Genomic DNA, 21,292 nt, shown 5'->3' with positions numbered 1-21,292 from the left:
CCGAAGGAAGGAAGCCTATGGCGACGGCACAGGTGTTAGCGTTCATGCAAAAGACCGCTGAAGATACCCAACTACGAGATGAACTGGAGAACCTTCTGGGGGTAGGGGATGGCAATATCAGCGGCGCTGCCGAACTAGATGCTGAGGAACTCGCCGCGCTGCGGGGAGAAATGGCACCGAAAGTGGTGGATTTTGCCAGTCAACATGGTTTTGAATTTTCCACCGATGAACTCATTCAAGTGGTTGATTCCTTTGCTCAGCACCAAGCAGGAGAAATTAGCGATGATGAATTTTCCGGGATTTTAGGTGTTCCCATTAACAGTAATCATGCCGAACACAAAAAACAAGTGGCCAATCCTCTGCAGCGCCTAGCCCGCTATCTGAGCAAAACCTATTTGGGTATTGGTGCGGATGAGGAGAGCGAATAAGGCTCAACCACTCTCAGCGAAGCTACGGCCAGCCCGTCGTAAAATCCGTTTGTGGTCCCAATGGTTGCTGCCGGGGCTATTGGTCAAGCGGTGGCTCCTGATCAGTGCACTGGGCGTTCTGCTCGCCAGCTTGGGCTTTGCCATTAGTATCAATCTCACGCCCATCTTTTACTTCCTGCAATTTCTAGAGCAGTTTGTTCAAAGTATTGCCCGTTTTGTGCCCAGCTACATCAGTGGCCCTTTACTGCTGCTTGGGGGGTTGGCACTGATTGCTTGGGGCTATGCCCGCACCCTTGGCTCGATTACGGAAGTCCTATTGCCAGAAGACGACAAGGCCTTGGTGGAGCGGCTGCTCATCCATCGGCGGCTAGGCAGGGGGCCAAGAATTGTTGCTATTGGGGGGGGAACTGGTCTCTCCACCCTCTTGCGGGGACTCAAGCTCTATAGTTCCAATATCACTGCCATTGTGACGATGGCCGATGATGGCGGCTCATCCGGACGACTGCGGCGGGAAATTGGGGTGTTGCCACCGGGGGATATTCGCAACTGCTTGGCGGCTCTTGCCGATGAGGAGAAAATCGTCACTGAACTGTTTCAATATCGCTTTGAAGCGGGGGATGGCTTAGCAGGGCACAGTTTTGGCAATTTGTTTCTGACGGCGATGACAAATATCACGGGGGATCTGGAGCGAGCGATCGCCACCAGTTCAGCGGTCTTGGCCATTCGTGGTCAAGTGTTGCCAGCCACCCTAACAGATATGACCCTTTGGGCACGCCTTGCCGATGGTCGCCTCATTCATGGGGAGTCCAACATTACAGCCGCCCGCGGCAAAATTGTCGAAATTGGTTGCTCGCCCCCAGCCCCCAAAGCCCTGCCCCGCGCCATTCAAGCCCTCCGTGAAGCCGACTACATTATCCTTGGCCCCGGCAGTCTCTACACGAGTATCATTCCCAATCTTTTAGTGCCTGAGATTGCCCAAGCCCTAGCGGAGCGGCAGTGCCCCTGTGTTTACGTCTGCAACATTATGACGCAGCCGGGGGAAACCGATGGCTATGCTGTGAGTGATCATGTGCGTGCCCTTGATGCGGTCACGGGCGATCGCCTGTTTGATGCGGTGCTGGTGCAAAAATACCCCCCCAGTGCCGCTCACCTTGAACGCTATGGGCAGCAGGGAAGTACCGCTGTGGCTATTGATCGGGAAGCCCTGACCCGTCAAAACTGTCGACTGATCCTTGCGGATGTGATGGACGAATCCACGCCAACCGTGCGCCATGATTCGCAAAAGTTAGCAGCCATTCTGATGCGTTGGTATGAGCGAGTGCGATCGCTCTAGCCTTGTGCCTTGGGAAGGCGATCCCTAATAATAGAACCGTTGCACTTGGGTCTGTGGCCTGCCATGTCCTTGGAACTTCTGCGATCGCTCGTGTGGATGGACTACCGCCTTGCGGTGCTCTTTACTGTAATTATTCCCTTGATCCTGTTGCTGTGGTCAACGGTTAAAAATGTGCCAGCGATTACCCAACTGCTGATTATCTATTGGCGGGTGGCCAGTCTATTGGCGATTACGGTGTACCTGATGATGCCGCAGTGGCCAGTGGCCTACGTCACCGGATTTATGGCCTTGGTGCTGATTCCCATTAGCCTCTGGTTTTGGGTGGATCTCAATGAGGAAATTAGCGATCGCCAAGATTTGATTGGTCAGGTCTTTAGTAGCTGGCGCTGGGCAATCACGCTCTACTGTATCCTTGCCGCCATTGGTCAGGCCTTTTATTTGCCCTGTGCGTTTGTCGCTGGTGCCGTTCAGACCCCCAGTTGCCAAGTCTGGCTCGAGCCACCCCTGATGTTCAAAGATATTTTCCATGCCCAAGCCCGCGCCGGTACCCTTGGCTTCTTTGCCGCCGTTGCCCTTGTCATCTATATGCTCTATCTGAGCTACTTTGTGTTTGTGCGCTTACCCAAGCAGGGGCGATCGGCGACGGGTCTATAGCCTATGCCGCTGCAACGCATTCTTGAACCTGAGGTCATGGAGACGCCAGAAACGGCTGCCGCCTATGACGCCATGGATTTTACTGCTGTTAATGCCGCCTTCTGTGAAGATTTAGCCGCAGTCTTAGCCAGTGTTGAGCAACCTCTAAAAGTTTTAGATGTGGGTACAGGAAACGGGCGGATTCTGCAAATGCTGCATCAACGCTATCCCCATTGGCAACTAACAGGGATTGACCTCAGTCCAGCCATGCTGGCGATCGCCCGCCACCACAGTCCGCAATTAAACTTTATTCAAGGGGATGCCAAAGCCTTGCCCTTTGCCGACGCGAGTTTTGATGTTGTGATCAGTAATAGCTTGATCCATCACCTAGCGGATCCGCGGCCTGCCCTTGGCGAAATGCTGCGGGTGCTGCGTCCCCAAGGGACGTTGTTTATCCGTGACCTTTATCGCCCAGAAACATTGGCCGAACTGCAAGCCTTGGTTGAGCAATATGCGGGTCAAGACCCGCCCCAGCAACGGCAACTGTTTGCCGATTCGCTCCATGCGGCACTGACCTTAACGGAAATGGGGGATCTGTTCAAAACCTTGCCGCAGCCGCCGCAGCAGTGGCAAGCCACCCTCACCTCCGATCGCCATTGGACCGTTGTGGCACAGCGCTAATGAACCGGCGGCATTACTTTATTGCTTTGTTGCCCAATGCTGACATTCAGGCGGAAGTCACCCGCCTCAAGCAGTATTGTTGCGATCGCTACCAAAGCCAAGCGGCACTGCGCTCTCCCCCCCACGTTACCCTCTATCCCCCCTTTTGGTGGCCAGATGCAGCGGTCGTAAATCTGGAGCAAGCTCTAGAAACTTTTTCCGAGCAAGCCGCTCCAGTGGAGTTGATCCTCGATGGCTTTGCCGCCTTTCCCCCACGAGTCATTTATATTCACGTGGCACCCACCCCAGCCCTCAAGACACTACAAGCAGATCTCGTCAAAGCGGTAGCGAAGCCCCTGCACCTCCCCCCTACGCAACGCCATGCCTTTACCCCCCACATGACGATCGCCTTTCGTGATTTAACCAAGGACAACTTTCGCCACGCTTGGGCAGACTTTCAAGCACAATCCTTTGCGGCTCGCTGTTGGGTATCCCACCTCACACTGCTGGTGCACAATGGCCGCCGCTGGCAGATTTATCGTGAATTTTTGTTAAGAAATTTTGCTGCTGATCACCCTTGAAATCAATTTACAACAGGTCAATGACTTGATTTTTGCCAACTGCGGAATTATGATGCAAGGAACACTTTTCTCTCAAACTTCCTAAAATCAGAAGTACAGCCCTTTTTACAAGGACGGCAGACGCTTAAAATCGTGAAAGCCGATACGGGAGAAGACTGTTTCTCCTATATTTCAGGAAAGGGTTGTAAAACAATATTGTAGTCTTGGTAGTGATAAATACTTAGTGACTTTCATGCGCTATATAAGGCTAGAGGCAAGTGCTGATATTAAGGGGGGAGTATTTGTGTTTTCTATCGTTTGGAGCAACAGAGTTGAATTCAGACGCTTCCATGATCTGAGGAATTTTGGGGAGTCAATGGATCAGCAGTAGCCCATTGCTGAGGATAAGGTTATGAAACTGGAAGATATCTACACCTTTTTCCGCCAGCCACCGCCCGTTTACCTGAGCAAGGAAGTTGCGGTGTGCTATGTGCTCTATACCCTTGTGGAAAAGGGGGACTCCTATGGCACGGCGCTGATTCAAGCTATTGAAAACGAATATCCTCTTTACCGCCTTTCCGATACGGTTCTTTACAGCGCCCTCAAATTTCTCGAGGATGAGGGAATTATTGATGGTTATTGGAAGAAGGTGGAAGGTCGCGGTCGGCCGCGGCGAATGTACCACATTGTTGGCGAAAAGGAGCAACAGGCGCGGGAACTTTCGGAGCTTTGGCTACGCTATTTGCAGGAACATCCCCACCGTCAGGAGTAATCTAAGCATCGAGTTGGCGCAGGCGATCGCGCACGGCTTGCATATCCTGCCACGTTAGCCACTTGGGACTGCCCGGCGCCCGCGAGTTATTTCGCAACAGATAAGCAGGATGAAAAATCGGCATACACCAGCGTCCCTGCCATTCAATCCACTGACCGCGAATTTTTGTAATCCCCCGCTGATCTTGGAGCAAGCCGCGCACAGCCGTTGCCCCCGCCAGTAGAATAATGCGGGGATTGACCAAGCGAATCTGCTCTAACAGATAGGGCAGGCAGGCTGCTGTTTCAGCGGGTTCAGGGACGCGATTGCCGGGAGGGCGGCACTTCACAATGTTGCAGATATAGGCATCCCGTTCACTATCGAGATTGACCGAAGCCAGAATTTTATCGAGGAGCTGCCCTGCCTTGCCAACAAAGGGGCGACCCGTTTCATCCTCCGCTTGACCCGGTCCTTCACCAATAATCATCAGCTTGGCGGCGGGATTACCACGGCTGACCACCACATGGGTACGGGTGGCCGCTAAGCCACAGCGTTGACACTGCTGACAATGCGCCGCAAGCGCCTCCAAGTCGCGGTAGGTACCGGCGGGAATAGGCACCTCAGCGCGCAGCGGAATTTGATCATAGGTAGCAGCATCGAGAGGCGTCGGTGGCGGGGATTCGGCCTCGGTGGGGGCGAGGGTGTCAAATAAGCTAAATTGCAACGGTTCACTCATGTGGATCGTAACTTCCTGAGAATAATGTTAAAGAAACTTCACGAAACTTAGGAAAAACTTAGGACAAATCGCACCAATTTTATGGCGATCGCGGGAAGCTTAATTTATCTCACAAAAGTATTTTACAAATTAATAACTACGGCGAAACAGGTTTCCCACCGCATTGTATAAGAAATACCTGAAGGGTTTAACAGCACGGTTGTTGACCTCACCTAGGGAAACACAGGCTGTTATTCGACCTTTCCGGCACCCACTACTGTGGTGTTCGTGACCTGACATATCCACACCAAGGATCAGCTTGGTCGCTCTAAGGTTGCTTGACACAGCCTTTATGGGTTGACACAAAAACACCATAAAAATCCTGCAATCCCGCTAGGGGCAGGAATGTCAAGAAGTTCTAACTTCTTTAACAACCTTTAAGGAGAATTGATCCATGCTAGATGCATTTGCCAAAGTTGTCGCTCAGGCCGATGCCCGCGGTGAATTCCTCACCAACGCCCAGTTCGATGCCCTGTCCAACTTGGTGAAAGAAGGCAACAAGCGTCTGGATGCCGTCAACCGCATCACCAGCAATGCCTCCACGATCGTTGCTAACGCTGCTCGTGCCCTCTTTGCAGAGCAACCCCAACTGATCCAACCCGGTGGGAATGCTTACACCAACCGTCGTATGGCTGCTTGCCTGCGCGACATGGAAATCATCTTGCGCTATGTGACCTACGCCATTTTGGCCGGTGACTCCAGCGTGCTCGATGATCGCTGCTTGAACGGTCTGCGGGAAACCTACCAAGCCCTTGGTACCCCCGGCTCCTCCGTGGCTGTGGCTATCCAAAAAATGAAAGATGCCGCGATCGCGATCGCCAATGATCCCAATGGCATCACTCCTGGCGATTGCAGCGCCCTGATGTCTGAGATTGCTGGCTACTTTGATCGTGCCGCTGCCGCTGTTGCCTAAGACACAGCTACCGTCTTGTAACTTTGACCGTTCTGAACACGCACATTTTTTAGGGAGATATTTTATCCATGAAAACGCCGATTACTGAAGCTATTGCCGCCGCTGATACCCAAGGTCGTTTCCTTAGCAACACCGAGCTGCAAGCGGTTGACGGTCGCTTCAAGCGCGCTGTGGCCAGCATGGAAGCTGCTCGCGCCCTGACCAACAATGCTCAGAGCCTGATTGACGGCGCAGCCCAAGCGGTGTACCAAAAATTCCCCTACACCACCACCATGCAAGGCTCTCAATATGCCTCGACCCCCGAAGGCAAAGCCAAGTGCGCCCGTGACATCGGCTACTACCTGCGGATGGTGACCTACTGCCTCGTTGCCGGTGGCACTGGTCCGATGGATGAGTACCTCATCGCTGGCTTGTCTGAAATCAACAGCACGTTTGATCTCTCCCCAAGCTGGTATGTGGAAGCTCTGAAATACATCAAAGCCAATCATGGCTTGACGGGCCAAGCTGCGGTGGAAGCCAACGCCTACATCGACTACGCCATTAACGCCCTCAGCTAATAGGCGTTTCCCTTCGTTGCCCGGTGAGGTAAGCAGATGTTGTCGGCGTTGGGCTGACCCTTTGTTTACAGCACCGGGCTTGTTTGTACCCTCGATATTTAGGAGTTTGTACCGTGGCTATTACTGCTGCTGCTTCGCGCTTGGGTACCTCCGCCTTCAGTGATGCTCCGCGGGTGGAGCTGCGTGCCAACTGGAGCGAGGAAGATCTAGAGACTGTCATCCGTGCCGTTTACCGTCAGGTCTTGGGCAATGACTATGTCATGGCATCGGAGCGTTTGGTGAGTGCGGAGTCACTGTTGCGCAATGGCAAAATTACCGTGCGGGAGTTTGTGCGCGCAGTGGCCAAGTCGGAACTATACAAAGAGAAGTTTCTCTACGGCAATTTTCAAACCCGTGTCATTGAACTGAACTATAAGCATTTGTTGGGGCGGGCACCCTACGACGAGTCGGAAGTAATCTTCCATTTGGATCTCTACGAAAATGAGGGCTTTGATGCCGACATTGACTCCTACATTGATTCCCCCGAATACACCGATAGCTTTGGGGATTGGGTCGTGCCCTATTACCGTGGCTTTAATAGCCAGCCGGGTCAGAAAACAGTGGGCTTTAACCGCATGTTCCGTCTCTATCGTGGCTATGCCAATAGCGATCGCGCCCAAGCAGAAGGCAGCATGTCCCGTTTAGCGCGGGATCTGGCCACCAACAGTCCCAATACGGTGGTGCCGCCTTCGAGTAGCGATACGGCCTTTGCCTACTACACCCCCAGTGCCGATGTTCCCCCACGGGCTTGCTTGGGTGGTTCCTTTGGTGAAAGTGGCCGCGTCTATCGCATTGAAGTGGCGGGCATTCGCCAACCGGGCTATCCGGGGGTGCGCCGCAGCAGTACCGCCTTCTTGGTGCCCTATGAGCAACTGTCGAGCAAAATGCAGCAGCTTCAGCGCACGGGTGCTCGCATTGTCAGTGTCAATCCTGCCTAGGAATGTTTGTTTAGCGTCCTTTTGAGATTGGGAGTCAGGTGTCATGTTTGGTCAAACTGCGTCTGGAAGTGCTGCCCTTAGCCCCTCCGGCGCTCGCGTTTTCCGCTACGAGGTTGTGGGTCTGCGTCAAAACGAAGAAACTGACAAAATGGGGTTTCCGATTCGGCGCAGCGGTAGCACCTTTATTACGGTGCCCTACAACCGCATGAATGAAGAGATGCAGCGCATTACCCGCATGGGGGGCAAAATCGTTTCCATTACCCCCGTGGTCGCCTCCTAATTGGCTGATGTCTGGAGAGGGAATGACGGCGGTCTCTGAACCGGTACAACTGACGGTTCCCCAAATGCTGGCGCAGCTTCAGGGGACGGATACCAGTCTCCGCTACTATGCGGCGTGGTGGCTGGGGAAGTTTGGCCTAGAAACAGCAACGGCAGCGGAGCGGCAGGCGATTGTGGCCGCCTTGATTGCTGCTTTGGCCGATGAGGCCGATCGCACAGAATTGGGGGGTTACCCTCTGCGGCGGAATGCCGCCCGTGCCTTGGGCAAGTTGGGCGATCGCCAAGCCGTACCGGCATTAATTGAGTGCTTGCGCTGCGAGGATTTTTATGTCCGTGAGGCGGCGGCCATTGCTCTTGGTCAGTTGGGAGACCCTCAAGCGATCGCGCCCCTGCAATCGCTCCTAGAAGGGGGTGTGGCAATGGCGCGGCTCGTCCCCGGTCGCCCGCATCTGGTGCAGCCAGTGGAAGCCGTGATTGAAAGCTTGGGTCACCTTGGTGCCACTGAAGCCATTGCCCTGATTGAGCCATTCTTGGCTCATGAAATGCCGCGAGTCCAATTTGCCGCTGCGCGGGCACTTTTTCAGCTCACGGGAGCGGCCGAGTATGGCGATCGCCTGCTAGCGGCTCTCAACAGTGAGGATGTGCAACTGCGACGGACAGCGCTTCTGGATTTGGGAGCGATGGGCTATCTACCCGCAGCAGAGGCTATTTTGCAGGCGGGTGTTGAAGCGAGCTTCAAGCTCATTGCCCTCCACGGCATCCTCAGCCAGCAACTGCGGCAGGCCGCCCCAGCCGAACAGACCCTCTCCCTCTTTCAAGGATTGGATCAACTGCTGTGAGTGATCTCCATACCTATATCCATGCCGTTGAGACCGCCACCTCTGCTCCTGCCCTATGCGAGGCGGTGGTTCAGCTTGCCCAGCAAAAAGACACCGCTGCTATTCCCACGCTGATTGCAGTTTTGGGGTACAACAACCCCGCTGCTGCCCAAGCCGCTGTGGCAGGCCTCATTGCCCTTGGGGATGCGGTTGTGGAGCCGCTGTTGGCACAGTTGGATGGATACAACTATGGTGCCCGTGCCTATGGGGTGCGAGTTTTGGGGAGTATTGGTCATCCTGCCGCCCTACGGGTCTTATTGGCTGCCGCGCAGTCGGATTTTGCCCCCAGTGTTCGCCGCGCCGCCACAAAGGCCTTAGGAACGCTCCGCTGGCAGTTAATCACTGAAGAGACGGCAAGAGAGGCTCAATTAAGGGAAGCACTCACAGTTCTTCAACGCAACAGTGAAGCAGCGGATTGGGCGGTTCGCTATGCCGTGGGTGTTGCCCTCGATCATCTGCATCAGCAGGCGGCTGCTCGCGCCCTTCGGGAAGCGGTGCGTTTCCTCCTCAATCATTTGAGCGATCGCGACCCCGACATTGTTGTGCGTTCCCGTTGTCAACTTGCCCTCCAGAGGGACTCTCTGTCCATGCACACCTAAAAGGATTGGAAAGTTATGTCGTTACCCTTGCTGGCTGTGAAGCCCAGAACCCTTGACCAGCGGGTGGTCAGTTATGAAGTCCCCGCCGAGGATGATCCCGTCATCTACCGCCTCACCGATGCCACCGATGCCGCAGACGTGGATGCCCTGATTTGGGCAGCCTATCGCCAAATTTTCAGCGAGCACCTGATTTTGGACTCCTACCGTCAGCCCTTCCTAGAATCCCAACTGCGCAATCGTGCCATTTCCGTACAGGATTTTATCCGTGGCTTGGGTAAGTCCGAGGTCTATCGCGAGCAAGTGGCAGCCGTCAATTCCAATTACCGCCTCGTGGATGTCTCCTTCAAGCGATTCCTTGGCCGCCCCACCTATGGCCAGCAGGAGCAGATTGCTTGGTCGATTATTCTAGCCACCCGTGGCCTAGAAGGATTTATTGATGCCTTGGTGGACAGCGATGAGTACCAGCAAAACTTTGGTGCCGATATTGTCCCCTACCAACGGCGGCGGCGCATGGCGCGTCCTTTTAACCTCGTTAATCCCCGCTACAGCGACTACTGGCGCAACAAGGAAATGTCCCTCAGTGGTCGTTCTTACTATCAAGTGCGCTACTACACCGCAGGGCCACTGGACAAGCAAATTATCCGCGGCGCGATTCCAGCCAACTTCCTCTCTATGGCGCGTTCAATTGTGGTGCCTACCCTCGATACTCAACGCCATGTGGCACGGGCCACCTCCAGTTTGGTGACGGTTCCCAACACCGCCCAAGAGCGGGATCTACCGCCGACACCGGTCAAACCTGTGCCCGTTGCGTTGCCCTATCGTTATTTGCCCTCTCAACCAAAGGTGTAAGCCATGACGATTCCCTTGCTGAGCTATGCCCCTAGTTCCCAAAATCAGCGGGTACCGGGCTATGAAGTGCCCAATGAAGACACCCCTTGGCGCTATTCCCTTGAGGATGCAGTGGATCAGTCGGATATTGACGAACTGATTTGGGCGGCCTATCGCCAAGTCTTCAGTGAGCACGTCGTCCTCAAGAGTACCCGCCAGCCCCAGTTGGAGTCCCAACTAGCCAGTCGTGCCATTTCGGTACGGGATTTTATTCGCGGCTTGGCCAAATCGGAGACATTCCGTCGCTTGGTGGTGGAGACGAACTCCAACTATCGCTTGGTGGAAATTGCCCTGAAGCGGCTCCTTGGGCGTGCCCCTTACAACAAAGATGAGGAACTGGCGTGGTCCATTCGCATTGCCACCGACGGTTGGCAGAACTTTGTGGATACCCTTGTGGATAGTGACGAATATACGCAAAACTTTGGCGATAACACCGTGCCCTACCAGCGTCGTCGCTATAAAGATCGCCCCTTTAATCTGGTGACCCCTCGCTATGGTGACTACTGGCGCGATAAGTTAGAGAACAGTCGCTACAAGTGGGGCGACATTCGCAATTTCTTGGAGATGGCACGATCAGTCAAGGTGACACCTGTGCAATTCAAGCCAGTGTCCACGGCCAATGTGCAAATCCCCGATACCACGCGGCGCGATCGCCCGACTGTACCGGCGTCGATCAACCCGACGGCGACCTTTCCGCTGCGCTAGCTATTGTTTCACTCTTTGACTTGGGAGAGATCCATGGACTTACCTCTACTCGCCTACAAGCCGACGACTCAAAACCACCGCGTCGCTACCTTTGGCATTGCCGATCAAAACGAAGATAGCCCCTATATCTATCGTCTTGAGGATGCGGCCTCCTACCCGGAAATCCGCGAGGTGATCTGGGCCTGCTATCGGCAGGTGTTTAGTGAGCATGCCACCTTAGCCTTTAACCGTCAAATCACCTTGGAATCCCAATTAGTGAACCGAGTGATTACGGTGCGGGACTTCATTCGCGGTCTGGCCAAATCAGAGCGCTTCTACAATACGGTGGTGGCTGTGAACGACAACTACCGTTTGGTGGATGTGTGCCTGCGGCGGTTCTTGGGGCGCAGTGCCTACAACGAAGAGGAAAAAATTGCTTGGTCAATTAAAATCGGCACCCTTGGCTTCTATGGCTTTGTCGATGCCCTCCTCGACAGTGAGGAATACACCAATGCCTTTGGTGACTTTACGGTGCCCTACCAGCGCAAGCGGATGGAGGGACGTCCCTTTAACCTCGTGACGCCGCGCTATGGCTTTGAATACCGCGACAAAGTGGGCACCACTACCACCGATTGGCGGTTTACGCTGGAGAAATTCTACGATCGCAAGTTCCAAGAGCGGCGGCTACCGGAGGGCGACCCCCGCAAATACCGCGATTTGGCAGCAGCGATCGCGCCCAAGACTCGCTATGCCCAGCAGTTGCGTGCTGCTGATATTGATTACTTAGCCAAAGTGCCCCGCCGTCGTTAAATTACGCCCAAGGATGCTTTAATCATCCAGCCGTCGGTAAATTTACTGGCGGCTTTTTCTCATTCGTTCCTGCTTGGAACCCCAGTGCATTTTTGCGTGTCCAATCTAGAGGCTCATTGTTTCTTGCCGCTATGCGCGATTGCCTTTTCCCGTGGCTAGTACCTGCCATTATCACTGCCACCATTCTGCCCGCCAGTAGTCAAGTTACGATTCCAATTACGGTCACCGTCAGTCCCGATCGCCCTGTTTTGGGAGATACGCTGGCCATTGTGGTCAACGCTTCAGAACAGCCCACGGTCGAGGTGGCGGGCAAAGCGCTGCCGGTCTTTTCCATTGGGCCACAGCAATGGCGTGCCTTTGTGGCCACAACACCACTCCAGACCCCCGGCCGCCGTTCATTGGTGGTTCGCTCAGGAAATGAAACCCGCAATATGCTTCTGTGGGTGGGCGATCGCTCCTTTCCTGTGCAAAGGATTTGGCTCCCACCGGGCAAAGACTCCTCAGGAACGGATTTGGAATTTGATCGCGTGGATGCCTTTAAGGCACTGGTCACCCCCGAAAGACTCTGGCAAGGTGCCTTTCGCCGCCCCAACAGTGGCCCTGTGACCACACCCTACGGCGTACGGCGGTACTACAACGGGGTTTTGGCCAAGGACTACTTCCATCGTGGTTTGGACTATGCAGGCCCCAAGGGATCAGCCGTAGTAGCGGCGCAGCGGGGGCGAGTGGCCTTAGTGGGGCGAGAATCCCAAGGATTTCTCATCCATGGCAACACGATCGGTATTGATCATGGGCAAGGGGTGCTGACGATTTACCTGCACCTCGATCAAATTCACGTCCAAGAGGGACAAATGGTTGAGGCAGGGCAAGTCATTGGTACGGTTGGCAATACGGGTGCCTCCACAGGACCCCATTTACATTGGGGACTCTACGTTAATGGCGAGTGCGTCGATCCGCGATCGTGGCTGGCTCAGGGTTGGCAGTAGTTGCGATATAACTCGCTTCTGAGCCTAGTTTAGGGTCAACAAATGGGGGATAATGCTAGTTCAGAGGTAGCCGCTTCGCTACCATTGCCGCTGATAAGATTTGGGAGTTAGCAACAATGACGATTCTCTTTCAACTGGCTCTTGCTGCCCTTGTCATCCTCTCCTTTGTGATGGTGGTGGGTGTGCCAGTGGCCTACGCCTCTCCCCAAGATTGGGATCGCTCAAAGCAGTTAATTTTCCTTGGCTCTGGGCTATGGATTGCCCTAGTGCTAGTGGTAGGCGTTCTCAACTTTTTTGTGGTTTAGTTCAGCCAGCGTTGGCGATAGACTTCGTACAAGAGCACTGCTGTGGCGATCGCCACATTGAGGGATTCAACATTTGGCTCCTGAGGAATCCGCAGTGCCGTAAACGTGAGATCTTGGTAGGCCGGGGGTAACCCTTGGCCTTCATTTCCCATGACCAGTAAGGTCGGTTGACGAAAATCCGCTTGCCAATAGATCAGTGGCGCGGTTGGTAATGTGACGACTATTTGCCATCCTTGGGCTTGGTAGGCTTTGAGAGTGGCCAAACCATCGCTAACAGTTTGCATCGGTAGGCGAAACCACTGGCCGGCACTGGCACGCAACACTTTTGGATGGGTCATGTCCACGCAATCGGGGGTCAACAATAGCCCCTCAACACCCACGGCGGCAGCGGTACGAATAATCGTTCCCAAGTTGCCCGGATCCTGAAGCGTGACTAAGCACAGACCTAAACGCTGGAGTGGCAAGGTAGGAAGGGGTGTATAGTTGGCAACAGCAACAACGCCATCGGGAGTGGTTGTCGTACAGAGGGCAGTCAGTACCTCTTCACTGACTTCAACGGTGCGATCGCTCCTATGGACAACCTGCTGCCAAAATGTTGGCGATTGCTTTGCTTGCCAAGCGCTGGTATAGCAAACCACTGATAAGCGATAGCCGGCTGCCAGTGCCTCTTGGAGCAAATGAGTCCCCTCTAAAAGCAAGTGCCCTTGGCGATATTTGCGGTGGTGCAGCCTACGGATCGAGCGCACCAAGGGATTCTGCCGACTGGTAATGATCACGACTGAATCCAGCGCTCAAGTAAACGTTCCAGATAGGGAGTCAAGAGTGCGGTTTGCGCGGCTTGAGCTTGAATCTCTGTGGCGGATTGAATGTAAGGGCCGGGGACTAGCTCATGCTGACAGTGCTGAATCAACTCCCCAAGGCTAGCGGGGGTCACTTCTAAGTGAAACTGAAGACCAACAACGCGATCGCCCCACAAGAATCCTTGTTGCGGACAGGTGGCACTTTTGGCGAGGGGCATTGCATCCGGAGGGAGGCTAAACATCTCCCCATGCCAATGCAGCACCGTCAGTTGGGGTGGCCAATCCTGAAACCAAGGATGCGCTTGGGCGGCTGCTGTCAGTTCAATGGGAAACCAGCCGATTTCCTTCGTGGGTGCTGGGGTGACCTCTGCCCCTAGGACTTGTGCCAAGAGCTGAGCACCAAGACAAATCCCGAAAATGGGTAACCCGTTGGCGATCGCTTGGCGCAAAAAGGCCTTTTCAGACCCTAACCATGGATAAACAGCCTCATCGTGTACCCCCATAGGGCCGCCCATCACAATCAGCGCATCCACCTCCGTCAATGCGGGTAGCGGCTCGCCTGCATAGAGATGACTGCCTTGCCAATCAAAACCACGGGCGATCGCCCACTGGGCAATGTAGGCAGGGGTCTCAAAGGGCACGTGCTGGAGATAATGCAGGCGCATGAACTCGCTTAAGAAGAACTGCCGCCTTCATTCCCAAGGATACGGGATTTATACTCATTCACCTTTTGGCCAAGTTCACGGCGACCGGACTCAAAGAGGACATAGCGATAGAGAAACCAACAAGTGTAGCCAAAGCCTACGAGTTCACAGGTCGGCCCTAGGAGGGGAATGGCATTCACTACTTCCAAAATGGCAACCGCTAGTGCCACAAAAGGAATGGTGGCAAGAATGATGAGGAGGGTGCGCAGGGGCTGCTTGTATTCACCCACAAATGCACTAACCTGATCGGGGAAGACCGTGAGGAGCCAATAGAGTTTTTCACGAGCCTGTTGCCACTGTTCATCCGTGAGACCGCCCACTTTCGGCGGCGCTGGCTGAGACTCTACTTCCGCTAAGGGTGCTGGTGCCGGCGTTGGTTCAAAAATAGGCTTTTCCGTATGGGTAGTTTCTGTGGTTGGGGATGTCTCAAATTCATTCATGTGCTTAAGTTCCTTCAGTACCGCAGCAAGTTTAGGCTAAGTTCACCGATCAGCGTTGGCTAATAGCTAATAATTGTTTAACATAGGTGGTGCCTTACCGCTAGCATCCCCTGTCCCCAAAAGACGGCTCTAATCATTAAGCACCCAAGTATCCTTGCTCCCGCCCCCTTGGGAAGAATTCACCACCAATGAGCCACGCTTCATCGCCACCCGCGTCAGACCACCGGGATGGACATAAATTTCCTTGCCGTACAGGATATAGGGGCGTAAGTCCACATGGCAGCCGACAATTTCATCCCCCAGCAGGGTGGGCACGCGCGACAGCGAAAGGGTGGGCTGGGCAATGTAGTTGCGGGGATTGGCTTTGATGCGCTCTGCAAATTCTGCCCGCTGCTCAGTCGTGGCTTGGCAACCAATGAGCATGCCATAGCCGCCGGACTCGTTGGCAGATTTCACCACGAGGGAATCGAGGTTCTTGAGCACATGATCCAACTGTTGTGGCTCCCAACACAGGTAGGTGGGCACATTGGGTAGTAGGGGTTCCTCACCGAGATAATAGCGAATCATTTGCGGCACATAGGCATAAATCACCTTGTCATCGGCCACGCCAGTTCCGAGGGCATTGGCGATCGCCACCCGCCCTTGGCGATAAACCTCCATCAGACCCCTGACCCCCAGCATCGAATCAGGACGAAATACCGCTGGATCAATGAAGTCATCATCAATGCGGCGATAGACCACATCCACGCGCTTCAGACCCTTGGTTGTGCGCATTTGTAGGTAACCATCAGCCACCACCAGATCCCGCCCTTCCACGAGCGTTACCCCCATTTGCTGAGCAAGGAAGGAATGCTCAAAATAGGCGGAATTGTACATCCCCGGCGTCAGTACCACCACGGTCGCATCCGGTAGGCCGGGGGGCGCAAGGTTCAGCAGCGTTTCTAGGAGATGGCTGGGGTACTCGTCCACAGGTTGAATGTGCAGTTCTTTGAAGACAAGGGGAAACGTGCTTTTCATCACGCGGCGGTTTTCTAGCACATAGGAGACCCCCGAAGGGCAGCGCAGGTTATCTTCTAGAACATAGAAGGTGCCATCGCGATCGCGCACTAAGTCGGTACCCGTAATATGGCACCAAATGCCCCCCGGCGGCTTCAGGTCGTGGCAGGGACGCAGATAGCCCTTGGCCGACTCAATGATTTCCCGTGGGATGACACCATCCTTAATAATTTTTTGCTCACCATAGACATCAGCAATAAATGTATTGAGCGCCGCAATCCGTTGCTTGAGACCCCGTTCAAGGGCTTGCCACTCTTGGGCGGGAATGACCCGCGGCAGAATATCAAAGGGCATGATCCGCTCGGTGCCCTCGGCAGCACCATAGACCGTGAATGTGGCGCCAATGTTAAACATCACCTGTTGGGCGGTTTTTTGGCGCTGTTGCAGTTCTCCCGCTGGCAGCGATCGCACCCGTTGTAACAGCGGTTCAATAAAAGGTCGTGGTTGGCCTTTGGCTAGAAACCACTCGTCGTAAAAGTCTTCCGGATCGTAGTTCTCAAATTCCAGCATTGATATTCCTTGGTGGCGATTTCCCTCAATGGTCTTGCTCGAGAGGAGTCGGCAAATCTGACACCGCCACTAAATGAAACCCCATTTGACAGCGAAAGTGTTGACATCCCGCTTCAGCAGTACTCCCTAGAGGCGCCCCACAACGGAGCTGACCCTCCTGCCAGCGGGGTTTGCCTTGGCGATCAGCAAACAAGCAGGATTGACACACAGACTGTGACGGTAAAATCTGATTTTGGGTGAGGATCACAAGCATTGGACACCTCCCGCCGATCAGAGCCTTTAATAGGCCGTCTTTATAGAACCTGATAAAAATAAAGACTCTAACCCCAATGTTTTTATCTTACCGTGAAAGCCTAGCGGATACGGTTGACGACCACTGCTAACTTTGCTACAAATTGCAACTCGCGGCCCCTTGCTTAAATCGGCAGCCAAGACGGTATGGGGAAGACGGTTTGCTACGATAGATACTCTAAGATCAATGAAATTCTTGTTGCCCCTTGAGCTGTAATCCATGTTTGACGCCCTTGCTGAACGCCTTGAATCTGCTTGGAAAACCCTACGGGGTCAAGACAAAATTACCGAAAACAATATCCAAGAAGCTCTTAGGGAAGTGCGCCGTGCCCTGTTAGAGGCCGATGTCAACCTCCAGGTCGCTAAAGACTTTATTGAAAATGTGCGTCAGCGGGCGATCGGTGCTGAGGTCATTGCCGGGGTTCGTCCCGATCAGCAATTTATCAAAATTGTTTACGATGCCCTTGTTGAGGTCATGGGGGAATCCCACAGTCCCCTTGCTCACGTGGAGCCACCCCCCACGATTATTCTCATGGCCGGTTTACAGGGAACGGGGAAAACCACCGCCACAGCAAAGCTCGCCCTGCACCTGCGCAAAGAACGCCGCAGCACCCTCTTGGTGGCCACCGATGTCTATCGTCCCGCTGCGATTGATCAGTTAGTCACCCTTGGCAAACAAATTAACGTGCCCGTGTTTGAGATGGGTACAGAAGTTAGCCCCGTGGAAATTGCTCGCCAAGGGGTGGCCAAAGCCAAGGAACTCGGTGTGGATACCGTGATTATTGACACAGCGGGGCGCCTACAAATTGATGCCGAGATGATGGCAGAACTGGCGGCCATTAAAGATGCGGTACAACCCCACGAAACCCTCTTAGTAGTAGATGCGATGACGGGGCAAGAGGCGGCCAACCTCACCCGTGCCTTCCATGAGCAGGTGGGGATTACGGGAGCCATTCTCACCAAACTGGATGGGGATACACGCGGCGGTGCAGCTCTCTCGGTGCGTCAAGTCTCCGGACAACCGATTAAGTTTATTGGTGTTGGTGAAAAAGTCGAGGCTCTCCAACCTTTCTATCCCGATCGCTTGGCCTCTCGCATCTTGGGGATGGGGGATGTCCTCACCCTTGTCGAAAAAGCCCAAGAGGAAGTGGACTTGGCCGATGCCGAAAAAATGTCCCGCAAAATCCTCGAAGCCCAGTTTGACTTTGATGACTTCCTCAAGCAACTGCGCCTACTAAAAAATATGGGTTCCCTTGCGGGAATTATGAAGCTCATCCCCGGCATGAATAAAATTTCAACGGAGCAACTCCAGCAGGGCGAAGTACAACTCAAACGGGCGGAAGCAATGATTAACTCCATGACCCGCGAAGAGCGTCGCAATCCTGAACTTCTCGCTAGCTCCCCCAGTCGCCGTGAACGGGTTGCCAAAGGTTCTGGTTATCAAGTAGCCGATGTAACAAAGTTGGTCAGCGATTTCCAGCGGATGCGATCCCTGATGCAGCAGATGGGTCAAGGGGGCTTTCCGGGAATGGGTATGCCGGGTATGAACCCAATGGGTCGAGGGGGTCGTGCTCAGGCTCCCAAAAAGCCCAAGAAGCAAAAGAAACGCAAAGGCTTTGGCGTTCTTTAACCACTGCCCCGACTACAAGGGGCGATAGACCCGATAGTTAATGTGGGGAAAGATATTGTCAATGGCTTCCACTTTTTCCAGCCAACCCGCATCAATTTTTTGTGCCTTGATGTCATCATAGAGCTTGTGGAAGCGCATCAAGTGGCTACGGGTGCGGCGAACCGCATAGGGTACCATCGTTCCCGTCCGCATAATAAAAGCCCAGTCTGAGGATTGGGCAAGGAGTAATTCCCGTGCCGCTTGGTTGAGGGCACGCCAACTCAGTTCATCCCACGGCTCCCCCTTGGCCAGTTCAATCATCCGTTCAGCGGCCTTATGGAGGTGGGGGTAAATCCAAGCATTGGTGTCATTCAGCCAGTATTCATGGAACCCCTTGTAGCCCCAACTGGACTGGGACGGACGGCACACCTGCTGGGTGGGATGGGCGCGCAAATAGTCTGCCAAGTGGGTCATGGCAAAGGTGTCTTGGTCAAACCACACTTTGCGGAAGAGAAAGTCAAGGAACCAAGGCCCTTCGTACCACCAGTGACCATAAAGTTCCGCATCGTAGGGAGAGACCACAATCGGCGGGCGCTGCATTAGGTGGTATAGGTAGCGAATTTGGTTTTCGCGGTTAAACATGAAATTGGCGGCGTGCTCGGCTGCTTTTTCCCGAGCCCAGTAGGGGTCATAGAGTTGCTTGTCCCCTAAACCAAGACCGCGCCCGGTAATTTTGTGGTACTTAATCCCCGTATTTTTGCGTTGGCCATTGGGCATGATGTAGGGCTTGATGTATTCGTACTCTGCTTCCCACCCCAAGTCCTTGTAGAACTCACGGTATTCAGGCGCCCCCGGATAGCCCACCTCTGACGACCACACCTGCTGTGAGGATTCATGATCACGGCCAAAGGCAGCCACCCCAGTTTCGGTGAAAATAGGCGCATAGGTGCCAAAGCGAGGCCGCGGACGGGCATAGAGAATACCATGGCCATCAGTAATGAAATAGCGCAAACCCGCATCGGCCAGCATTCGCTCTAGGCCTTCGTAATAGGCGCATTCTGGCAGCCAAATGCCCTTGGGCGGGCGGCCAAAGGTTTGTTCATAGTGCTCACAGGCCACTTGCAGTTGTGCCCACACCGCTTGGGGATACATTTTCATGAGGGGCAGGTAGCCGTGGGTAGCACCACAGGTAATGATTTCAAGGTTATTGGTGTCTTGAAACTGCTTAAAGGCCTTGACGAGGTCGCGATCGTAGTTTTCCCATGTCTGCCGTACGCGGTTGAATTCTTGGGCATAGTGCTCGGCAAGGTAGCGGATGTGGCCATTGTAGGTATTGCGCTCTACCTCTAGTTCTGCCAGTTCCTCTAGTTTTGCCAAGTGCTGATCGTAGCGTTCCTGAAGTAGCGGATCCCGCAGCATTGAAATTAATGGCGGCGTCATACTCATTGTGATTTTGAAGTCCACGCCGTCACGCTTTAGCCCCTCAAACATCCAGATCAGGGGCACATAGGTTTCGGTAATTGCCTCAAAGAGCCACTCTTCTTCTAAAACGTAGTCACTCTCGGGGTGGCGGACAAAGGGGAGGTGAGCATGCAAAACCAGCGCTAAATAACCAATTGCCATAGGAAGCTTGCCTATTTATGTATTTGGGACAACGGCAGGGGATCAATGAGATCAGTTGAGTTTCCCTCATCTTAGGCGAAATAGCCAAATCTGCAACGGGTAATTTTTATCTTTTCTTCAGATTTATCGTTGGTGCCATCCTCCTGTGATTGATGGCGCGTACAGCTGCCCTTTGCTGAAATAGGGGATAGGAAATCAAATCCTTGCCGGCACTGGCTTTTACAGCTGTGAGCGTGTGCCATCCTTGGGAAAAGGGCTGTAGGGTTGCCAACCCATGCCTTGAAATTTTGGTTCTTGGGGTGGGTGGAGAATCTCGACAAGAATTTCAAGGGAATCCACTAAGCGGGGGCCGGGGCGGTTGAAATAGGCGTTGCCATCAACAATGTACAGTTGACCTGTTTGCAGGGCACGCAATTGCTGCCACTGGGGATAAGTGTGCAAGGCTTGGTCAAGTTCTTGACGGCTGCGTTCGAGGTCAAAGCCACAGGGCATGACAATGATCACCTCCGGGTCGATCGCCAGAAGTGTTGACCACTCAATGTAGGGGGAATGTTTTCCTGCTGTACCGAGGACATTTTCACCCCCCGCGAGGGCAATCAATTCCGGTACCCAATTGCCACTGGCCATGAGGGGGTCAATCCATTCAATGGTCGCGACTTGCCGCCGCGGGCGATCGCGCACCCCTGCTTGACAGGCATAAATTCTGGTGTGTAGCGAATTCAGTAGGGGGTCGGGAGAGACACCGAGGGCAAGACCCACCCGCCGAATATCCTGCCAGACATCCTCAAGGCAATGGGGTTGGAGGGAAATTAACTGCGGTGGTGGCTCAAAGAGTCTGGCGATCGCCCCTTGCACCTCTGCCAAGGTTACAGCACAAACATCGCATTGATCTTGGGTAATGATGTGGGTCGGTTTTAGCGCTTGCAGGGTCGCCAGTTCCAAGTCATAAATGCCCAGAGCCGATCGCAGGAGGTCTTGAACCGCCCGATCAATTGCTAAACTTGACTGCTGTGCATCTAGCCTTGCCCGTGTACAAACAGGCAATGTCTTCACCTCTGGCGGATAGTCACATTCATGGCTACGCCCCACAAGAAACGGTGTCAATCCTAGGGCAGCAACAATTTCTGTGGCACTCGGTAGGAGCGAAACGAGGCGCATCTTGTCGGCGATGCCAGGAGCCAGAATTGAACTGGCGACACGAGGATTTTCAGTCCTCTGCTCTACCAACTGAGCTATCCCGGCT

At 53.9% G+C, this 21,292-nt stretch carries 26 protein-coding genes and 1 tRNA gene; 18 read left to right on the top strand and 9 right to left on the bottom strand.

The window, feature by feature from the left end:
* The first annotated feature begins 17 nt into the window (after nt 1–17).
* The 6 genes from RHH27_RS07145 to RHH27_RS07120 all read left to right on the top strand — a co-directional run bounded on the left by RHH27_RS07145 (nt 18) and on the right by RHH27_RS07120 (nt 4,386).
* On the top strand, nt 18–428 hold the full coding sequence (locus RHH27_RS07145; protein ID WP_286626602.1) for a hypothetical protein: 411 nt from the start codon (nt 18–20) through the stop codon (nt 426–428).
* Nucleotides 412–1,761 (top strand): YvcK family protein, encoded by a 1,350-nt coding sequence (locus RHH27_RS07140; RefSeq protein WP_315862882.1) that lies wholly within the window; start codon nt 412–414, stop codon nt 1,759–1,761. Before RHH27_RS07145 ends, RHH27_RS07140 begins: the two co-directional genes overlap by 17 nt.
* A 63-nt stretch (nt 1,762–1,824) precedes the next feature.
* The gene (locus tag RHH27_RS07135; protein WP_206199560.1) at nt 1,825–2,415 is read left to right on the top strand and encodes a DUF3177 family protein; all 591 of its coding nucleotides are present in this window, start codon (nt 1,825–1,827) and stop codon (nt 2,413–2,415) included.
* A gap of 3 nt (nt 2,416–2,418) precedes the next feature.
* Entirely contained in the window at nt 2,419–3,075 is a 657-nt protein-coding gene (locus RHH27_RS07130) for a class I SAM-dependent methyltransferase (protein WP_286649878.1), read from the top strand.
* Nucleotides 3,075–3,635 carry a 2'-5' RNA ligase family protein gene (locus tag RHH27_RS07125; protein ID WP_302677896.1) on the top strand — a complete coding sequence of 187 codons (561 nt, stop codon included), beginning with the start codon at nt 3,075–3,077 and terminating at the stop codon, nt 3,633–3,635. The genes RHH27_RS07130 and RHH27_RS07125 overlap by 1 nt, the downstream gene beginning before the upstream one ends.
* A 391-nt stretch (nt 3,636–4,026) precedes the next feature.
* Nucleotides 4,027–4,386 (top strand): PadR family transcriptional regulator, encoded by a 360-nt coding sequence (locus RHH27_RS07120; RefSeq protein ID WP_149818207.1) that lies wholly within the window; start codon nt 4,027–4,029, stop codon nt 4,384–4,386.
* 1 nt (nt 4,387) lies between these two features.
* On the opposite strand, the gene RHH27_RS07115 is transcribed toward RHH27_RS07120, so the two are convergent.
* On the bottom strand, nt 4,388–5,101 hold the full coding sequence (locus RHH27_RS07115) for a uracil-DNA glycosylase family protein (protein ID WP_302677895.1): 714 nt from the start codon (nt 5,099–5,101) through the stop codon (nt 4,388–4,390).
* A gap of 433 nt (nt 5,102–5,534) precedes the next feature.
* On the opposite strand from RHH27_RS07115, the gene RHH27_RS07110 reads away from it, so the two are divergent.
* The 11 genes from RHH27_RS07110 to psbZ all read left to right on the top strand — a co-directional run bounded on the left by RHH27_RS07110 (nt 5,535) and on the right by psbZ (nt 13,016).
* Complete coding sequence (locus tag RHH27_RS07110; protein ID WP_011057792.1) at nt 5,535–6,053, top strand: phycocyanin subunit beta; 519 nt, start codon at nt 5,535–5,537, stop codon at nt 6,051–6,053.
* 68 nt (nt 6,054–6,121) lie between these two features.
* Nucleotides 6,122–6,610, top strand: coding sequence for a phycocyanin subunit alpha (gene cpcA, locus RHH27_RS07105; protein ID WP_149818203.1), 489 nt, complete (start codon nt 6,122–6,124; stop codon nt 6,608–6,610).
* Nucleotides 6,611–6,723: 113 nt separating this feature from the next.
* The gene (locus RHH27_RS07100; protein WP_149818201.1) at nt 6,724–7,587 is read left to right on the top strand and encodes a phycobilisome linker polypeptide; all 864 of its coding nucleotides are present in this window, start codon (nt 6,724–6,726) and stop codon (nt 7,585–7,587) included.
* Nucleotides 7,588–7,630: 43 nt separating this feature from the next.
* A complete protein-coding gene (locus RHH27_RS07095; protein ID WP_149818199.1) occupies nt 7,631–7,867 on the top strand; it encodes a phycobilisome linker polypeptide in 237 nt (78 codons plus the stop codon).
* A 7-nt stretch (nt 7,868–7,874) separates the two neighbouring features.
* On the top strand, nt 7,875–8,705 hold the full coding sequence (locus RHH27_RS07090) for a HEAT repeat domain-containing protein (RefSeq protein ID WP_315862881.1): 831 nt from the start codon (nt 7,875–7,877) through the stop codon (nt 8,703–8,705).
* Nucleotides 8,702–9,343, top strand: a complete 642-nt coding sequence (locus RHH27_RS07085) for a HEAT repeat domain-containing protein (protein WP_302677894.1) — start codon at nt 8,702–8,704, stop codon at nt 9,341–9,343. The genes RHH27_RS07090 and RHH27_RS07085 overlap by 4 nt, the downstream gene beginning before the upstream one ends.
* A 15-nt stretch (nt 9,344–9,358) precedes the next feature.
* On the top strand, nt 9,359–10,192 hold the full coding sequence (locus tag RHH27_RS07080; protein WP_206199555.1) for a phycobilisome rod-core linker polypeptide: 834 nt from the start codon (nt 9,359–9,361) through the stop codon (nt 10,190–10,192).
* Between the two features lie 3 nt (nt 10,193–10,195).
* The gene (locus RHH27_RS07075; RefSeq protein ID WP_302677893.1) at nt 10,196–10,936 is read left to right on the top strand and encodes a phycobilisome rod-core linker polypeptide; all 741 of its coding nucleotides are present in this window, start codon (nt 10,196–10,198) and stop codon (nt 10,934–10,936) included.
* Between the two features lie 33 nt (nt 10,937–10,969).
* Nucleotides 10,970–11,725, top strand: coding sequence for a phycobilisome rod-core linker polypeptide (locus tag RHH27_RS07070; protein ID WP_206199553.1), 756 nt, complete (start codon nt 10,970–10,972; stop codon nt 11,723–11,725).
* Between the two features lie 131 nt (nt 11,726–11,856).
* Nucleotides 11,857–12,711, top strand: a complete 855-nt coding sequence (locus RHH27_RS07065) for a M23 family metallopeptidase (RefSeq protein WP_302677892.1) — start codon at nt 11,857–11,859, stop codon at nt 12,709–12,711.
* Nucleotides 12,712–12,827: 116 nt separating this feature from the next.
* Nucleotides 12,828–13,016 carry a photosystem II reaction center protein PsbZ gene (psbZ, locus tag RHH27_RS07060; RefSeq protein WP_181496775.1) on the top strand — a complete coding sequence of 63 codons (189 nt, stop codon included), beginning with the start codon at nt 12,828–12,830 and terminating at the stop codon, nt 13,014–13,016.
* Here the strand turns inward: psbZ and RHH27_RS07055 are convergent.
* The 5 genes from RHH27_RS07055 to RHH27_RS07035 form a co-directional block, all read right to left on the bottom strand.
* The gene (locus RHH27_RS07055; RefSeq protein WP_315862923.1) at nt 13,013–13,789 is read right to left on the bottom strand and encodes an RNA methyltransferase; all 777 of its coding nucleotides are present in this window, start codon (nt 13,787–13,789) and stop codon (nt 13,013–13,015) included. The genes psbZ and RHH27_RS07055 overlap by 4 nt on opposite strands.
* Complete coding sequence (locus tag RHH27_RS07050; protein WP_206199551.1) at nt 13,789–14,481, bottom strand: type 1 glutamine amidotransferase; 693 nt, start codon at nt 14,479–14,481, stop codon at nt 13,789–13,791. Before RHH27_RS07050 ends, RHH27_RS07055 begins: the two co-directional genes overlap by 1 nt.
* A gap of 8 nt (nt 14,482–14,489) precedes the next feature.
* Nucleotides 14,490–14,960 (bottom strand): CAAD domain-containing protein, encoded by a 471-nt coding sequence (locus RHH27_RS07045; protein ID WP_302676360.1) that lies wholly within the window; start codon nt 14,958–14,960, stop codon nt 14,490–14,492.
* A 129-nt stretch (nt 14,961–15,089) separates the two neighbouring features.
* Nucleotides 15,090–16,526: a circularly permuted type 2 ATP-grasp protein gene (locus RHH27_RS07040; RefSeq protein ID WP_399372661.1), complete on the bottom strand. Its 1,437-nt coding sequence runs from the start codon at nt 16,524–16,526 to the stop codon at nt 15,090–15,092.
* A gap of 25 nt (nt 16,527–16,551) precedes the next feature.
* Nucleotides 16,552–16,779, bottom strand: a complete 228-nt coding sequence (locus RHH27_RS07035; RefSeq protein WP_206199549.1) for a hypothetical protein — start codon at nt 16,777–16,779, stop codon at nt 16,552–16,554.
* A 258-nt stretch (nt 16,780–17,037) separates the two neighbouring features.
* On the opposite strand from RHH27_RS07035, the gene ffh reads away from it, so the two are divergent.
* Entirely contained in the window at nt 17,038–18,447 is a 1,410-nt protein-coding gene (ffh, locus tag RHH27_RS07030) for a signal recognition particle protein (protein WP_206199548.1), read from the top strand.
* Between the two features lie 12 nt (nt 18,448–18,459).
* Here ffh and RHH27_RS07025 read toward each other — a convergent pair whose 3' ends face one another.
* The 3 genes from RHH27_RS07025 to RHH27_RS07015 form a co-directional block, all read right to left on the bottom strand.
* The gene (locus tag RHH27_RS07025) at nt 18,460–20,049 is read right to left on the bottom strand and encodes a glycoside hydrolase family 57 protein (RefSeq protein ID WP_302677890.1); all 1,590 of its coding nucleotides are present in this window, start codon (nt 20,047–20,049) and stop codon (nt 18,460–18,462) included.
* A gap of 219 nt (nt 20,050–20,268) precedes the next feature.
* The gene (locus RHH27_RS07020; RefSeq protein WP_302677889.1) at nt 20,269–21,207 is read right to left on the bottom strand and encodes a cobalamin-binding protein; all 939 of its coding nucleotides are present in this window, start codon (nt 21,205–21,207) and stop codon (nt 20,269–20,271) included.
* Nucleotides 21,208–21,218: 11 nt separating this feature from the next.
* A tRNA-Phe gene (locus RHH27_RS07015) sits at nt 21,219–21,291 on the bottom strand.
* Between the last annotated feature and the right edge of the window lies 1 nt (nt 21,292).

Source organism: Thermosynechococcus sp. PP555 (assembly GCF_031583225.1).
In the GTDB taxonomy this organism is placed as follows: Bacteria; Cyanobacteriota; Cyanobacteriia; order Thermosynechococcales; family Thermosynechococcaceae; genus Thermosynechococcus.
This window is presented reverse-complemented; position numbering and strand designations above follow the sequence as displayed.